Origin of the sequence: Bacillus sp. AFS023182 (assembly GCF_002560575.1) — a bacterium.
In the GTDB taxonomy this organism is placed as follows: Bacteria; Bacillota; Bacilli; order Bacillales; family Bacillaceae_G; genus Bacillus_A; species Bacillus_A arachidis.
In genome coordinates this window covers 32,164-48,632 of sequence record NZ_NTRO01000010.1, presented here as the reverse complement: position 1 = coordinate 48,632, position 16,469 = coordinate 32,164, and the positions used below count along the sequence as shown (strand labels likewise).

The 16,469-nt window shown below is 35.9% G+C and carries 17 protein-coding genes and 1 pseudogene; 9 read left to right on the top strand and 9 right to left on the bottom strand.

All coding sequences use genetic code 11. The features are described from left to right. Positions 1-27: 27 nt before the first annotated feature. The gene (locus tag CN288_RS05630) at positions 28-969 is read right to left on the bottom strand and encodes a helix-turn-helix transcriptional regulator (protein ID WP_098301919.1); all 942 of its coding nucleotides are present in this window, start codon (positions 967-969) and stop codon (positions 28-30) included. A 200-nt stretch (positions 970-1,169) separates the two neighbouring features. Between CN288_RS05630 and CN288_RS05625 the strand changes: the two genes are divergently transcribed. After that, positions 1,170-2,183 (top strand): LacI family DNA-binding transcriptional regulator, encoded by a 1,014-nt coding sequence (locus tag CN288_RS05625; protein ID WP_026590535.1) that lies wholly within the window; start codon positions 1,170-1,172, stop codon positions 2,181-2,183. A gap of 40 nt (positions 2,184-2,223) precedes the next feature. On the opposite strand, the gene yhfH is transcribed toward CN288_RS05625, so the two are convergent. Continuing rightward, positions 2,224-2,352 carry a protein YhfH gene (gene yhfH / locus CN288_RS05620; RefSeq protein ID WP_000567010.1) on the bottom strand — a complete coding sequence of 43 codons (129 nt, stop codon included), beginning with the start codon at positions 2,350-2,352 and terminating at the stop codon, positions 2,224-2,226. Positions 2,353-2,553: 201 nt separating this feature from the next. Here yhfH and CN288_RS05615 point away from each other — a divergent pair, with 201 nt between their 5' ends. The 3 genes from CN288_RS05615 (at position 2,554) to CN288_RS05605 (ending at position 6,030) form a co-directional block, all read left to right on the top strand. Next, positions 2,554-3,288: an MBL fold metallo-hydrolase gene (locus tag CN288_RS05615; RefSeq protein WP_098301918.1), complete on the top strand. Its 735-nt coding sequence runs from the start codon at positions 2,554-2,556 to the stop codon at positions 3,286-3,288. 9 nt (positions 3,289-3,297) lie between these two features. Further along, entirely contained in the window at positions 3,298-4,287 is a 990-nt protein-coding gene (locus CN288_RS05610; RefSeq protein WP_098301917.1) for a lipoate--protein ligase, read from the top strand. A 210-nt stretch (positions 4,288-4,497) separates the two neighbouring features. Continuing rightward, positions 4,498-6,030 carry a fatty acid--CoA ligase family protein gene (locus CN288_RS05605; protein ID WP_098301916.1) on the top strand — a complete coding sequence of 511 codons (1,533 nt, stop codon included), beginning with the start codon at positions 4,498-4,500 and terminating at the stop codon, positions 6,028-6,030. Between the two features lie 344 nt (positions 6,031-6,374). Here the strand turns inward: CN288_RS05605 and CN288_RS05600 are convergent, their stop codons facing one another. From CN288_RS05600 to CN288_RS05590, 3 genes are read right to left on the bottom strand one after another with little or no spacing between them, the layout of a single operon-like run. Continuing rightward, positions 6,375-7,166, bottom strand: a complete 792-nt coding sequence (locus CN288_RS05600; RefSeq protein ID WP_098301915.1) for a DUF817 domain-containing protein — start codon at positions 7,164-7,166, stop codon at positions 6,375-6,377. Positions 7,167-7,184: 18 nt separating this feature from the next. Next, positions 7,185-7,406, bottom strand: a complete 222-nt coding sequence (locus CN288_RS05595; protein ID WP_098301914.1) for a helix-turn-helix domain-containing protein — start codon at positions 7,404-7,406, stop codon at positions 7,185-7,187. A gap of 10 nt (positions 7,407-7,416) precedes the next feature. Further along, positions 7,417-7,893 carry a DUF2975 domain-containing protein gene (locus CN288_RS05590; protein WP_026590529.1) on the bottom strand — a complete coding sequence of 159 codons (477 nt, stop codon included), beginning with the start codon at positions 7,891-7,893 and terminating at the stop codon, positions 7,417-7,419. A 278-nt stretch (positions 7,894-8,171) separates the two neighbouring features. On the opposite strand from CN288_RS05590, the gene CN288_RS05585 reads away from it, so the two are divergent. After that, positions 8,172-9,278 (top strand): metallophosphoesterase, encoded by a 1,107-nt coding sequence (locus CN288_RS05585; protein WP_026590528.1) that lies wholly within the window; start codon positions 8,172-8,174, stop codon positions 9,276-9,278. A 45-nt stretch (positions 9,279-9,323) separates the two neighbouring features. Here the strand turns inward: CN288_RS05585 and CN288_RS05580 are convergent. Together CN288_RS05580 and CN288_RS05575 are read right to left on the bottom strand one after the other, a co-directional pair. After that, positions 9,324-10,465, bottom strand: a pseudogene (locus CN288_RS05580) (anti sigma factor C-terminal domain-containing protein). Between the two features lie 5 nt (positions 10,466-10,470). Then, entirely contained in the window at positions 10,471-10,971 is a 501-nt protein-coding gene (locus CN288_RS05575) for an RNA polymerase sigma factor (protein WP_098301913.1), read from the bottom strand. 118 nt (positions 10,972-11,089) lie between these two features. On the opposite strand from CN288_RS05575, the gene CN288_RS05570 reads away from it, so the two are divergent. The 3 genes from CN288_RS05570 (at position 11,090) to CN288_RS05560 (ending at position 12,805) form a co-directional block, all read left to right on the top strand. Continuing rightward, entirely contained in the window at positions 11,090-11,998 is a 909-nt protein-coding gene (locus CN288_RS05570; RefSeq protein WP_026590525.1) for an AraC family transcriptional regulator, read from the top strand. A 164-nt stretch (positions 11,999-12,162) separates the two neighbouring features. Further along, on the top strand, positions 12,163-12,381 hold the full coding sequence (locus CN288_RS05565; protein WP_026590524.1) for a helix-turn-helix transcriptional regulator: 219 nt from the start codon (positions 12,163-12,165) through the stop codon (positions 12,379-12,381). Continuing rightward, positions 12,368-12,805, top strand: coding sequence for a hypothetical protein (locus CN288_RS05560; protein ID WP_026590523.1), 438 nt, complete (start codon positions 12,368-12,370; stop codon positions 12,803-12,805). The genes CN288_RS05565 and CN288_RS05560 overlap by 14 nt, the downstream gene beginning before the upstream one ends. A 177-nt stretch (positions 12,806-12,982) precedes the next feature. On the opposite strand, the gene CN288_RS05555 is transcribed toward CN288_RS05560, so the two are convergent. Continuing rightward, positions 12,983-14,743, bottom strand: coding sequence for a sensor histidine kinase (locus tag CN288_RS05555; protein ID WP_098301912.1), 1,761 nt, complete (start codon positions 14,741-14,743; stop codon positions 12,983-12,985). A gap of 9 nt (positions 14,744-14,752) precedes the next feature. After that, on the bottom strand, positions 14,753-15,457 hold the full coding sequence (locus CN288_RS05550; protein ID WP_026590521.1) for a response regulator transcription factor: 705 nt from the start codon (positions 15,455-15,457) through the stop codon (positions 14,753-14,755). 141 nt (positions 15,458-15,598) lie between these two features. On the opposite strand from CN288_RS05550, the gene CN288_RS05545 reads away from it, so the two are divergent. Then, positions 15,599-16,426, top strand: coding sequence for a CPBP family intramembrane glutamic endopeptidase (locus CN288_RS05545; protein ID WP_026590520.1), 828 nt, complete (start codon positions 15,599-15,601; stop codon positions 16,424-16,426). Positions 16,427-16,469: the final 43 nt, after the last annotated feature.

Genomic DNA, 16,469 nt, shown 5'->3' with positions numbered 1-16,469 from the left:
GACACCATTATGTCAGTAGTGAAAAAATTAAATTTGCAGCAATTTTTTTGCCTCTTCTCGAACTTTCTCAGAAAGAATAGTAGGTTCTAATACTTTTACTTGGCTTCCCCAGCTCAGCACCCATGGAAATACTTCATCTATACCTCTTGTTTTTAAGAAAACATGAAAACCATCCTTTTTAAGTTCGTATGTATCGATATAAAAATAACGAGACTCTATAACTTTATGAGAGATAGTAGGGTGAAATAATAGATGAATGATAACGGTTCGATCATCTTTTGGCTCATAGTCTGGTAAATAGAATTCTTCTGGTTTTTGAAAGAATTTATGTTCTTCTTGTAAATCACTCATACGGTCTAAACGAAAATGCCGTATTTGTTGTCGAAGAAGGCAATGAGCGACAAGGTACCAAATCCCTGAGATATTCACTAAGCCATAAGGATTGACGGTGCGAGCCGTTTTGTCATTTTGATTAGGCTTGCGATAAGAAAAGGAAACACATTGTTGTTTTTGAATGGCTTCTTGTAAGAGAATCAGCTGTTTTTCGAGTAGTTCTTGAGCAAATTTTTGATGAGAGAAAGTCCCGGAGAGGAAGCGGAAAGTTCCGATTAACTCCTTAACCTTCTTTTGTTGTTCGGAAGGGAGAATGGATTCTAATTTTTCTTTAGCAGACTTTGCATGTGTAGAAAAAGCAGAATCAAAATTATTCTCAACATAATTGCTCCCTAATAAAAGCGTTACTGCTTCTTCTGGTTTAAATTGAATAGGCGGCAAGAAATACCCATCCATTAAAGAATAGCCTTGTCCGGGCATTGAAAAGATGGGAACGCCAGATGCACTCAAGGCTTGCATATCACGGTATATCGTTCTCGTACATGTCTCGAATTTTTCAGCTAAACTTTTGGCCGTGACAATTTGTTTTCGCTGTAACTCTATGAGAATAGCGAGTAAACGATCAGTTCGATTCATTATGTATCATTCCTTATTTATTTGATGATAATCTTTATAATGGAATGTTCGAAAGCTACAATTATTTCTCCTGCAAATACAGACTTTTTACTATGAATAATATTAATATAGTAAAATCCTACGAACTTATATTGCAGTTTCCAATAATATACTATATAATCTAGTTAAGAAAACGTTTTCATACAAAGGGGGAGAATTTCGTGTCAACGATCGAGGACGTGGCGAAATTAGCGGGGTTATCAAGAACAACGGTTTCTCGGGTGATTAACAACCATCCGTATGTGTCAGATGAGAAGAAAAAGAGGGTTCAATTGGCGATGAAGCATTTAGGATTCGTTCCTAATTCTGCAGCAAGAAGGCTCCGTAAACAGAAAACAGAAACAATTGCGGTGCTTGTTCCAAGGATTACAAATCCGTTTTTCAGTAGATTTATTGAAGCGATTGAAATTGCTGCTTCTGAACATAAATATAAACTGATTATTTGCCAAACAAGATACTTACCGGAAAAAGAGATGGAATACTTACAACTGTTATCAACAAAACAAGTTGATGGGATTATCTTATGTTCACTTGAGAATCCATGGGAGAATGTGGAGCCATACTTACAACACGGTCCAATCGTGTTATGTAATGAGTACATTGAAGAAGCAAATATTCCAACGGTTAAATTTGATCATGCACAAGGGGCTTATATCGCTGCGAAGCATGTATTAGAACAAGGTTATCGCAACCTTATTTTTTGTCGTGGAAATGAAACGAAAGTAGTGAGCCAACAGCGAAAAATGGGCTTTTTACGTGCAATCACTGAGAAGAGCAAAGAAGTAGAAGCGATCGATTTTCTTGAAAACGCTTTCTCTTGGGAAGATGGAAAAAGAATGTTCCATGAAGTATTAAAGGACAAAAAAAATCCTACCGCTATTTTGGCAGGAGGCGATGAAGTCGCAGCTGGAATTATCGCAGAAGCGAAACGCCATGGCTGGAGCATTCCTGATGATTTAGCTGTAGTTGGCTTTGATAATCAAATTTTATCACAGATTTCAGAGCCTGGTATTACGACAATTGAACAGCCAATTGATGAAATGGCCCATAAAGTTGTCGATTTAATGATGGATAAAATCCATACGAAAAATTATCGTAAAAAAGAATTGTATGAGTTTGAACTAGAGCTCTTGGTGAAAGGTTCAACGACGAAGGATACAATGTTACTAGCCTAGTAGACGATGTCTGCTAGGTTTTTCTTATGTTTAGAAACTACTATTCTTCGTGAACGCAGTCGTCACATTTATTATGATATGCTTCGTGTTGCTCATCAATTTCTTTTCCGCAATGTGCACACGTTTTTGTTGGCAAATTTCTGAAAAATTCCATCGGTTGATCGATCATGTAAATCCCTCCATTTCCATTTCTTAGTATCATTGTATTAGTACAAAAAACAAATGTCAACAACTGTTTTATAACAAAGTGAAAAATAATGAAAAAGTTTAGGAAATGGATTATAGTTAAAACTGTAGAGTGTAAGTAAAAATCTTTCTCAATAGATGGAAGAATACTGCATTTCTAGCGGTTTAGAAAGGATGGATACATATGAAAATGACTGTTGTTGGCTTTTGGGGTGGCTTTCCAGAAGTGGGAGAAGCAACGTCGGGGTATTTGTTTGAACACGATGGTTTTCGTTTGCTTGTTGACTGTGGCAGTGGTGTACTAGCACAGCTTCAAAAATATATAACACCATCTGATATAGATGCAGTTCTGTTGTCACATTATCATCACGATCATGTTGCGGATATTGGAGTGTTGCAATATGCAAGATTAATTTCAAGCATGGTAAAAGGGCAATTACCACAATTACCGATTTATGGACATGGATTTGATGTGCAAGGATTTTCTTCCTTAACACATGAACCGTATACGAAAGGGATTGTGTACAATCCGGAAGAAACGGTGCAGATTGGACCATTTTCTATTTCCTTTTTAAAAACAGTTCATCCCGTTATCTGCTATGCGATGCGGATTACAGTAGGGGATAAAGTTGTTGTATATAGTGCTGATTCCAGTTACATTCCTGAATTTATTCCATTTACAAAAGATGCGGATTTATTTATTTGTGAATGTAATATGTATGCACATCAAGAAGCTGCTAAGGCAGGACATATGAATAGTACAGAAGTAGCGGATATTGCAAAACATGCAAATGTTAAGGAACTCCTATTAACTCACTTGCCGCATACAGGAAACCCATCTGATTTAGTAGAAGAAGCAAAACAAATTTTCAGTGGCCCTATTGTGCTTGCGCATAGCGGTTACGTTTGGAACTCATGAGGTGATTAGATGTTATTTATTGATAATAAAGGGATTACAGATCCTACGATTAACTTAGCGATTGAAGAATATTGCGTGAAAAATTTAGATATTAATGAAACGTACCTTTTGTTCTACATTAATGAACCTTCCATTATTATTGGAAAAAACCAAAACACAGTAGAAGAAATTAATGCGGATTATGTAAAAGAAAAAGGGATTCATGTTGTACGTCGCTTATCAGGTGGTGGCGCTGTATATCATGATTTAGGAAACTTAAACTTCAGTTTTATTACGAAGGATGATGGGGATAGTTTTCATAACTTTAAAAAGTTCACAGAGCCTGTTACGAAAGCGCTTGGAAAATTAGGCGTAAATGCAGAGCTTAGTGGCCGTAATGATATTTTAGCGGAAGGTAGAAAAATCTCAGGTAATGCGCAGTTCTCAACGAAAGGCCGTATGTTTAGTCACGGTACATTACTATTTGATTCTGAAATTGAACATGTTGTATCTGCACTAAAAGTAAAAATGGACAAGATTCAATCAAAAGGAATTAAGTCAATCCGTAGCCGCGTAGCGAACATTACGGAATTTTTAAATGAAAAGATGACAACAGAAGAGTTTAAACAACTTCTTCTAGCGACGATTTTTGAAGGGGAAACAGAAATTCCAACATATGAGTTAGCAGAAGAAGATTGGAAAGAAATCTATAAAATTTCTGAAGAGCGCTACCGTAATTGGGATTGGAACTACGGAAAGTCTCCTAAGTTCAACTTACAACATTCACACCGTTTCCCAGTTGGACAAGTTGATGTTCGCTTAGAGGTGACAAAAGGAACGGTAACAGAGTGTAAAGTATACGGTGATTTCTTCGGCGCACTAGATGTTCATGATATTGAAGAGCGTTTAATAGGAGTACAGTTTGATAAAGAAGCTTTTGCTAAGGCGTTAGAAGATGTAGATGTCAAACGCTACTTTGGTAATATAACAAAAGAAGATTTCTTAGCATTATTCTTTTAACTCGTAAAAACAGTCATAGTATCCGTATGACTGTTTTTTATTTTGTTGCAAAAAAACGTATAAAAACAAGGGATAGAGCCTCTCATTGAAAAATGAATGAATGCTCATTTATATGCAAGTATTTGGATTTTACTTGCTAGTTTAATTTTCTTTTAATATAATGTATTTAGAATTTTTAAATTTTCTAAATTTTATAAAGGTGGGGTTTATGTGAATCTCGTTCAATCTTTGGCTGAAACAGCAAAAAAGAAAGGGGAGAAACCGGCGTATATATTTATGGATCAGTCGGTCTCGTATGACCAATTAAACAAAACGGTCACGAAGTTTTCTAGTAGTTTAGCAAAAATGGGCATTGGAAAAGGGGACAATGTCGCATTAATTGTTGGTAATTCACCGCATTTTTTAGTTGGTTTATATGGGACGATGAAAGCCGGAGCAACTGTCATTCCAATTAACCCAATTTATACAGCAGACGAAATGCATTATATTTTACAAAATGGAGATGTAAAAACAATCATCACACTCGACGTCCTTCTACCTGTTATACAATCTCTTACAACAAGACTTCCTTCTCTTGAACATATCATCATATGTGAAACCTCAACAGATTTCAATCATACAGAAACCGAAAAAATGAAAACGTTTACTAGTCTTATAGGAAACGGTGACCTATCCTATGAAGGTCCGGAGCTAGATGAAGAAGATGTAGCTGTTATTTTGTACACTTCAGGAACAACTGGAAAACCAAAGGGTGCTATGTTAACACATAAAAATTTATATAGTAATGCTAGCGATGTAGCATCGTATTTACAATATACTGCAGATGATCGCGTTGTTGCTGCGCTTCCAATGTTCCATGTATTTTGTTTAACGGTAGCTGTGAATGCTCCAATTGTTAACGGTGCGACGATTTTAATGTTGCCGAAGTTTAGTCCGAAAGAAGTATTTCGTATTTGTCGTACATATGAACCAACAATCTTTGCTGGAGTACCGACGATGTACAATTATTTATATTTATATGAAGAAGCAAGTGCAGAGGATGTTAAGACGCTTCGTCTCTGTATTTCGGGTGGAGCTTCTATGCCTGTTGCGCTTCTGAAAAACTTTGAAAATCGCTTTAATGTTATTGTTTCAGAGGGATATGGATTATCAGAGGCTTCACCAGTTACTTGTTTTAATCCGCTAGATCGTCCGCGTAAACCAGGTTCAATTGGAACGAATATTTGGCATGTAGAAAATAAAATTGTCAATGAGCTTGGAGAAGAAGTGCCTGTGGATGAAGTTGGGGAATTAATTGTCCGCGGTCCAAATGTGATGAAGGGATATTATAATGCACCAGAAGATACAGCGGCAACGCTTCGTGATGGATGGCTGTATACAGGGGACTTAGCAAGAATGGATGATGAAGGCTACATCTATATTGTTGATCGTAAAAAGGATATTGTCCTTGTAGGTGGTTATAACGTATATCCTCGTGAAGTAGAGGAAGTATTATACCAGCACGAAGCAGTTGCAGAAGTTGTCGCAATTGGTGTTCCAGATGAAAACTTAGGAGAAGCAGTGCGCGCCTATGTTGTTCTGAAGAATGGTGCGGTAACAGAAGAGGAGTTAACGCAATACTGTTCTTTACATCTTGCAAAATATAAGGTGCCAAAGAGTATAGAGTTTTTGGAAGAGTTGCCGAAGAATACGACAGGTAAACTCTTGAGAAGAGCGCTGAGGGAAAAGGCGTTAAATGTATAATGTTTTTTAATTAACATACGGTAGCTCCCGGACTAAAGTTTGATCAAAAATAAAGCAGAAACCTGCATGTTACGGAGAACTCAAAGAATCCATTTTGAAAAAAACAATCAAAATGGATTCTATAGTTTTAAATGTAGATGGAATTTGTATGAAATTGTTTAATCATACTACGGTATTTTTTGTTGAATATTAGCCCCTTATAGTTTAAATGAATAGTTTTACAAGCTAATTTAATACATGTATTTCTGCAATACTATCCAAGGCTTTTTCCAATGTATCTGATTCGGAATTTTGTACAATAAAAAGTCCTAGGGATATGATTTTTTTAAGAGAGTTCTTATCTGTTATAAAAATTGACTAGTATCTGCCTGGGTGGAGTTTTTTTCCTTAACTTGCTTTAACGTCGCTACTATAAGAAAGCTAACAATCACTAATAAAAGCCATGAACTCACCTTTCCTAGATGAACGAGATTCCATGCATCGGTTTGGTTTGGATACTTCCAAGCTCCAAAGAACGTTGCGATATTTTCAGCTATCCATATAAAAAATCCGATGAGCACAAAAGAAAGTGCGATTGGCATACGATAACGAGTTCCATCAACTTCGTATGTGACCCATGATTGCCAAAAAACGATGATTACAAGTCCAGATAACCACCAACGAACGTCAATCCAATAATGGTGGATGAAAAAATTTAAATAAATCGCAGTTGCAAGAGGGACAACTACTAAAAACGGTGGCCACTTAATTAATTCAACTTTCAACCTTCTCCAAGCCTGGCAAAGATAACTCACTACACTTGCATACATGAATCCGCTATATAAAGGCACTCCAAAAATTTTGAAATGGCCTGCCTCGGGATAAGACCAGGAGCCCATATGTACCTTAAAAAGTTCAAGAGCAAGTCCAATAAGATGGAACAACGTGATAACCTTTAGTTCATCACGTGTTTCAAGCCCAGAATGCACCATCCACCACTGCATCAGAAGACAGATGATGAGCAGCCAGTCATACCGTGGTAGGAAGGGAAGTGGCATGATTTGTGTAAAAGCCAAAGAGGCAAAAATAACGACAGGAAACAAGCACGATAGGGCCTGCTCCCAGCCAAAATGAACGAGTTGTTTTAGAGCTCTCATGGTTTGTGCCTCACTTTATTAATCTTGATTGTCTTCGTCATTTTTGTATTCTAAAATGTCTCCAGGTTGGCATTCCAATGCTTTACAAATAGCCTCTAAAGTAGAAAATCTAATTGCTTTTGCCTTTCCATTTTTCAATATAGAAAGGTTAGCCATTGTTATTCCAACCCTTTCTGAAAGCTCTGTTACGCTCATTTTCCTTCTAGCTAACATCACATCAATATTGATTATTATTGCCATGTTCATCACCTCAGACCGTTAAGTCATTTTCTGATTTTATATCAATCGCTTCTTTTAACAGTTTTTGAAGAACAGCAGCAAATACTGCAATTACCATTGAAGCAAAAATAACGACTAAGCCAATTAATATGATACCTGGAGCGTCGTCTATCTCCGCTATGAAGTAAAAGAATGGCATGCCTACCGCATACAAGACACTGATTGTGATTGCACAGTATTTGATATTTTTTAAAGCTCGGACAGATAATTCCGAGAAAGCTTTGCTCTTGTCAATGTAAATTAGAAGTCGAAACGCCTGATACAATGCAATGAAAAATGGTAGCACTGATACATACATAATGATTAAAACGGGATATAGTATATGAGCATAATCTGGATTTACTGGATTATTAGCTAACCAAGGTAAGCTAAATATACATAAAGCAAGAATTGGAATTCCAATAAGCATAACAGCGATCTTTAAAAAGAGCGTTGATACTTGTTTCATAAAAAGCACCTCACTTATTTATTGTAAATTTGAATTTAACATATCATTTATCGTTTTACAATAAAATTTTATTTATTATAATTATATTTTTATTGTTAAATAAATGTTAGTTGTTGACAAAGATAAAAGTACAATTGCAATCTTAAATATGGGGAAATAAGCAGCACTAGACAAATTGTTTCGTGCTTTTTTATTTTTATAATCCTTGGCAGTACATATGATTCACAGTATGAAAAGATTGCAGGTTATAATAAAAGAAATAGAAAAGGAGGCATATTGTGAAGATTAGTCAATATTTCAATATAGTTACTATTTTTCTTATATATACATTACTGATGTTTTACATTGGATGGAACGGATGGGTTTGGCTTCAAACCATGTTTGGTTGGGAATCTTGGGGGTATTACGCTGCAGTAGTTGGGTTGCTCTCGTATGCGTATTTAATTGTCCAGGTTTTCAAATTCATGCCTTTCTTACGGACGATTGGTTCTTATTGGTTTGCGGTGATACAATATGCTCTTATATTGTTACCACTTGCTGATATAGCTGTATTTATCCTGCAGTTATCAGTTCCGGTAGATACAGCCATTATGTGGACGGGGATTGTTACGCTTAGTATGTTTATTTTCATTTTTGGCTATGGAACATTTAATGCGTATAGTCCGGTTGTTCGAAAGTATGAGATTCACATACCAAAAGAAGCGAGGGAGCGTAAAACACTTCGCATTGCAATGGCTTCTGATATGCATTTTGGTAAGTTGTCAGGTGTTTCTCATTTGAAAAGACTCGTGCACCATGTAAATGAAATGAAGCCTGATATCATCTTGTTACCAGGAGATATTATCGATGATCATCCTGGAGAATTCATTAAGAAAAACATGGGGCATGTGATGAAAGAGATGCAGGCACCTCTTGGTGTGTATGGAGTGCTTGGAAATCATGAATATTATGGACGAGCAATTCCGGAGTTTCTGCAAGAGATGGATAAAATTGATATCCATATCATGTTAGATGAAGTGATCAAAGTTGAAGATAGTTTTTATCTTGTTGGTAGAAGGGATAAAACAGAGCGAGATCGTCAAAGTTTCGAAGCGCTAATGAGCACTGTAGATAAATCGCTTCCCGTTATCGCGATGGATCATCAGCCGTTTGAATTAAAACAGGCAGCGGAATCTGGCGTTGATTTATTACTATCGGGCCATACGCATAGAGGACAAATGGCACCGAATCATTTGATTACGAGAAGAATGTATGAACTAGACTGGGGATATTTACAAAAGGAAACATTTCATGCGATTGTTTCTTCAGGATTCGGATTTTGGGGTCCGCCGCTTAGACTTGGAAGCCGGTCGGAAGTCATTCAGGTCGATGTGAATTTTAATTGAGATAAAAATGAAACAACCATTCAGCTTTGAATGGTTGTTTCATTTTTAGTGACGAGAACCACTTGGACGGTCAAACCAATTCCAAAATTCAATATCTCCAAGAGTAGCGTCACGAACATGAGGAGAATTTTGTAATTTTAATAATTCTTTCGATGGGCCAGTAATGACAATACCGTAAACTTTGATACCATGTTTTTTCACATATTGATATTGTTTTTGTAGGTTTAATTCTTTACTGCTACGCTGGGTAACTTGTTTTACGATTTCTTCATGCTGTGATAAAACGCGCATCATTTCTAGTACCTCTTCTTCCTTTGTTTTCACCTGTTTTGTTTCAAGGTTGCCAAAATGTATATGTTCTGGGAATCTGAAAGCTTCAAAACTAGATATACGAGGGCGGTCGTCACTTGCTGCTTCTAACCCTGTATCTAAAGCGTACCATACAGGAGTTGGTGGCATTTCTTGCGCCTCAAATACACTATAAAGAATAGGTTCTAATTCTTGCAATGTGTAAGATTTATCAAAAGAAATAGCGAGTTCTGCTACGGTTCCATCAGGTATTTTTTGCAGTGTCTCCCACACTTTTTTTATATCTTCTTGGAAATTTGTCATCTCTTTCGTTTTTGGATGAACAAAGAAGAGATTTTGTTGATATGCTGTGTCAGCCCATGTTTGTTCTACCTTTACAGATGAAAGAAAACTGTCAATTTGGACGGTGCCAAGTTTAAACTCCCCTTTACCAACTGTTTTGACTAAGCGGATATTACCGTGTGTACGAAAGAAGACTTCTACATTCGTCCCTCCGCCGGTAACTCGGCTATTTGGGATTGTTGCTTCTAGTGCCAGTGCAGGGACGTCCCTAACTTCTTTTAGCTTTTGTTCATTGTTCACTTGAAAATAGATTGAAGATAGGACGCCGCCGATCATATATAGAACCATACAAACTGCAAGTAGAAAAGCAAGAGTTTGCAAACGATGTTTCCATTTAATCTTTCGAAAAGGCACTTGAATATTAGAGACTGGCGGGAGTTTTTCTTTATCTTTTCTGTTTCTGTAAGCAGTCTATCTAAATGGGTTTCACATATCGTACAAGTCTCAATATGGTTTTCTAGCTTTTCTTGTTCTTCAGCTGTAATCGTATCTTGTTCATATTTTTTCCAAAGCTCTTTGTATTGCATGCAAGTCATTGATATCACTCCTTTGCTGATCGCATTTCTTTTCGGCCACGGTGCAGTTCAATTTTGACTTTTGCTAGTGTAAGTCTAGTCATCTTGGTGATTTCTTTATAGGAGAATCCATAGTAATCTCGCAGTAAGAGAATATTTCGCCTGACGATAGGAAGGGAAGAGAGGCGTTGTAACCACTCTGTAATTTCATACTTTGTGAAATAGGCATTTTCTGTACTTGGAACATCAGGTAAATGAAAATCTTCTAGTGTTGTTGTTTTATATTTTGCTTCTTTTCGGTGCCAATCAATAAAGGCGTGGTAGGCGATTGTAAATAACCAATTCCTAACTTCTTCACCTTTGTAATAGTCAATGTGGACGAGCATCCGATAAAAGGTTTCTTGCATCAAATCCTCTGCCCAGTGGAAATGTCCTGTTAGGGAGAGAAGATAGCGAAAAAGGTCATGCATATGCTGTTTATAAATTTCCTCAAGTGTTTGTTTTTTCACGGATATTCCTCCCTTCACTTATAACAACGAATGTAATATGAAAAAGTTACAAATTTCTGTAAAATAAAAGCAAGAAACGTCAAGAAAAGAATTCTCTTCTCTTTTATCATAATACATATAAGGCGGGTGAACAGAGATGGAAAGCTATGAAACACAAATTCAAAAAGCAATTGATTACATTGAAGTAAATGTAATGGAAAAACAAACATTAAGTAATTTGGCTCGTATTGCAGGGTTCTCGGAATATCATTTTCATCGCGTATTCCAAGCGCTAGTAGGCGATACTGTCATGGAGTATGTTCGTAAGAGGAGGCTAGCCCGGGCAGCTTATCAGCTTTCTCATACGGAAGAAAAAATCCTTGATATCGCATTAGAACATGGCTTTCAATCTCATGAAACGTTCATTCGAGCCTTTAAAAAGTTGTTTCAGATGACGCCAAGTAGCTACCGAAAGCAAGGGATTAAGACACCGATGTATTATAAAGCAAATGTGAAGCAGCGAAAGTTCAATCCATATTTAGGGGGAATACAAATGGAATTTCGTATTGAAAAAAAACCAGCGTTTCATGTAGCTGGATATGAGATGAAGACGTCTAATAAAGAAGGAAAAAACCTTAAAGATATTCCGGTATTCTGGGATCGTTATTTACAAAACAATCTTGCAAGTAACATTACAAACCGTAAACATACAGATCAGTATGTAGAGCTTGGAATGTGCACGGATTTTAATTTAGAAGCAGGGGACTTCACTTATATTATTGGAATGGAAGTTACAAGTTTTGATGGGGTATCAAATGAATTAGCGCAGCGTACGTTCCCAGAAGCAACATATGCTGTATTTACAACACCAAAAGTACCTCATAAAGACATGGTATCGTCTCTCCAACAAACATGGAAGAGTATTTTTTCAGAATGGTTCCCCCACTCAGGCTATGAACATGCGGGCGTTACAGAGTTCGAGTTATATGATGAGCGTAGCCATGAAGATAAGAGTGAGTTTGCGCAAGTTGAGATTTGGCTGCCAGTGCAGAAGAAACAACAATAAGAAGAGAAGAAAGTTTCCTAGATTCTAGGAAACTTTTTTGTATGAGATTTAAGGTTAATCGTATTATAAAATTACATAGCGATAATTTTAGCGCCTGTTATGTAACATATACATTGAATTATGTAATATATATGTTACAATTTGGTTAAGGAGGGATAATATAGGTGAGGAATAAAGTAAAGATAGCTCGTGTCCAAGTAGACTTAACGCAACAACAACTGGCACAGAAAGTTGGCGTCACGCGGCAAACCATTAGCTTGATTGAAAAAGGTGCATATAACCCTACACTAAAATTGTGCTTGGAGATTTGTTATGCAGTGAATAAGACGTTGGATGAAATATTTTGGATTAGCGAGGAGGAGCAGATATATGAAGATAATTAAAGATGAACGATTACAAATGCAAAGTTTGAAAAATATTCGTATTGCCTTTATGGTCCAAACGATAGGGATACTTGCCATTTTACTTTATGAGGCGATTACAGAAGGGGTTATGGAGGCTAGAGATAATCCATTATGGTTAGTATTTATGCTTACTGTGGTTGTTTTAAGTTGGCTGAATCTCAAAATTTCCCTTGATGTGTATGATAATGCAAATGAACAGAAAAAGCCCCGTCCTTATTACCGAATTGTAATTCTTTCTGCATTGGTTGGTACTGCTTTAGCACTCCTAGCAAAATTCGGTCCAGATCACAGTAATAACAGTCAAGCCCTACTTGTAGGCAGTGTGGTTTTTGTTTGTTTTCTCATTCCTTTTTCTTTTGTTTACTATTTACAAAAAAAACGATTAGAGGAAGATGACGTATAATATTTAATTCTTCTATAGAAACGCAATCTTCATCCCCTCCTAGTTTCTAAAATATGTTCGGAAGGAACAACTATATTTCGACTTATCTATGGCTTATTGACTAGATTCAGGATGTAAGTCTTCAAAGAACATTTACCAGTATTAAATAAATATAAAAGAACTTCCTAGACTTTTAGACTAGGAAGTTCTTTTGTTATTAGGCGAGAAAGGAAATACCATATTAATGGTTGTCCCTTTCCCAAGCTCACTTTCAATAGAAATCGTACCGTGATGTGCGAGAACAAGTTGTTTTGTAATCGCTAAGCCAAGGCCTGTTCCAGCATTATTTTCTTCCGTATTTGTACCGCGGTAATATCTTTCGAATAGAAGTTCTTTCGTTTGTTCATCCATGCCTTTTCCATTATCAGAAATAGAAAGTGTGAAAGCGTGTTTGTTCTGTCCAAGACTTACAATGACATTGGTTGTTTCATTATTATGTTTGACTGCATTTGCTAATAAGTTCTCAATGATACGCTGGAACCATTTTTCTTCAATAGAATAATGAATGTTACTAGAGCTAGGAACAAATTCTATGTTTTGATTTTGAAGTGTCGGGTTGTTAATAAATTGTAATAAGACTTTTTGGACAAATTGATTAATCTCAACTTCGACATGGTGAGTGGGAATCGCATTGTTTTTTAATTGATACGTTAAGCTTAAGTCGTCAATTAATGTTGTCATATATTGAGATTTTTCTCGCATGACACGTCCAAACTCTTGAATGTCTTTATCGTCCCATTTATATTGTTTCGATTCTAGTAATAGAGAATACCCGTAAATAGAACTGAGCGGTGTTTTTAAATCATGAGTGAGACCAGTAATCCATTCCTCTCGTGTTTGTTGAATAACTTGTCGTATGGACTCATTTTTTTTGAGTGTAATAGAAAGGTGCTCTAGAGCATTTGTCACATCTTTAAAAAGACGGAATGACCACTTTTCTTTACCCGAGCGCCGAAAACGGACTGTTTTTCCTTTTTTACTGACTGGTTCTTCGTATGTTCCACCAGCGATATTTTTGAGCCAGCGCATGGTATGTAATAACGGTTTACCAAATTTTCTTCCGTACCAAATAGAAAGAATAACTAAGTAGACAAACGCAATTAAAATAATAACGCCAAATCCCATTAAGAATTTTTTTGCGAATATATCTTCATTCATATCAGATGGATAGTAATATTCATTCTGTACTGTTATGGTAAATAAGGTTTGGTCCTCTGGATTATACAAACTTGAGACATTTTCTTTGTGATTCCAAGGCTCTTTTTCAGAAAGTACAGCTTGAATGGCTGAAAAGGATTTTCTTTTTGTTTCAGGATAAGCAAAAATCTCTTCTCCTTGTGCGTTAAATATTTGCAGCGTAGCACCTTCTGCGGTAAGCCGTTTCTTTTCTTTTTCTGTTAAAGAAAATGCAGCTGATAATGGTGAACCGTGTTCTTGTTTTAATTCTTGAAGTAATGTATTACTTTTTAGCTTCCCGCCATAAATCATAATTGCTGTTTTTTCCTCTAATTCAATGTTCCAATACGTCAATTTGTAAGGATTTTGTATATCATGCTGTAAATAAGCAACTAGGGATGTTTTCGTATAAGAACCAGGAACATCTTCAGGAGAATTAAAGTCATACAGTACCTTTCCGCTTTCATCAACAATTTGAAGCCAATCATTTTTTTTCTCAATCATTTCTTTTACCTCAGAACTTAATGTTATACGCCCGTTTTCTGAAGAAACGTTTTGAGAAATAGTGAAGTTATCAAGTTCGGGAACGTTTGGTTCATAAAGGCTCGTATTGAAAAGATAAACTAAATAGCCAAAGGCAATGATGACTGCAATTAGTAAAGTAAACAAAACGAAAATATGCTGTATAATAAATTGGATAATAATCCTTCTACTTAAATTCATAGTTGGTACCTACTTTGCGATGAATTTATAGCCAAGTCCGCGAACGGTTTTTATGTATTGTGGGTTACTTGGATCAAGCTCAATTTTTTCACGTAGTTTTCGAATATGAACCATAACTGTGTTGTCATCTCCATTATAGGCGGGTGCCCCCCATACTTTTTCGTATATTTCTTCTTTTGAAAATACGTAATTCGGATGTTCACAGAAAAAAAGTAGTAGTTGAAAGAGCTGAGCTGAACATTCAACAACCTTTCCGTCTACTTGTAATTCGGCTGCATGTTTATCGACTTGAAATCTTCCAAATGAAATAAAGTGTGTTTCTTTCGTAGGTTGTGATATTTGTTTCATGTGTCTTCGAAGTTGCGCTTTCATACGAGCGACAACTTCTAGTGGATTGAATGGTTTTGTAATATAGTCGTCTGCTCCGTATAAGAAGCCAGATACTTTATCTAAATCAGATGATTTTGCTGTTAGGAAGAAAATTGGGCAATCTGTTTTTTGGCGAATGATTGGACAAATGTCAAAACCAGATTGTCCAGGAAGCATGACGTCTAGAATCATTAAATCATAACGATTTTGTTCTACGAATAGTAAAGCTTCTTCTGCAGATGTAGCAGTTGTAATATGAGAAAATCCTTCTTTTTGTAGAATAGTAGTTAATAGTTGTAAAATAGCCGTTTCATCATCAACAAGTAAAATATTTGCAGTATACAATTTGAATCGCCCCCTATTTTCATCGAATATCATAACATTTTCTTGTAAGTTATGGAATTTTTAAGGAAAATTTAAGGTTTTCTTTGCTTAAAAATAAGATTCGAATGATATGATAAATGTAACATAGGGGAGGAGAGGGTTGTGAATCCGTTTTGTGCGATGCGAGCCAGATATTTTTTAATTGTATTTACACTACTTGTTTTGATTGAACGTGTTAGTAAACAATTGCTAGAGAATACATTTCATATATCAATTTCTTCTTTTGTAAGCATACTTGTACTCTACATCATTCCATCACTTTGGCTATGCTGTCAATGTAAGCGCCATCGTGTTCCATTTACTTTATTTGTGAATAGAAGAGAATCATTTAATCTTTTACAAGTTTTAATGATTACGGGAATGCTATGCCTTTTTAGTTATGGATATCTTGTATTGTATATGTATAGCTTTGTATGGATTACACCAGATTATATTATAAATATATTACATGAACCGATTATAGGGAGTGCGGGGGGATACATTTATCAATTTATCATAATCGTACTAGTAGCTCCTATTGTATGTGAATTTATATTTAGGGGATTTCTATTTCAGCGCTTTGCGGCGAAATGGGGAACGGGAAAAGCGATGGTTATTGTAGCGATTCTTTTCGGATGTTTTCACATTGATTTCCTCAGTGCGGTTATATTTAGTATTGTACTATCAATTGTATACATTCGTACGAAAAGCTTACTGATGCCGATTAGTATTCATATGTTAAATAATGCAATTGTACTTATTACATCTTTTATGTTCAGCAAGGAAGAAATGATAAGCTTTGCGGATTTTTCTAATCAAACTCCATTTTTTACAGGACTTATTATTTTTATCATTGGATTAAATTTTGTACTCATCTTTTTGTTCATGAATCGCCGTTATATAAATAAAGAGGTGCCGGTAGTATATACAAATAAAATGAGAGAGTTATAGGAAACGTATTATCCGTTAAATAATCAGAATATAAAGAATTGAA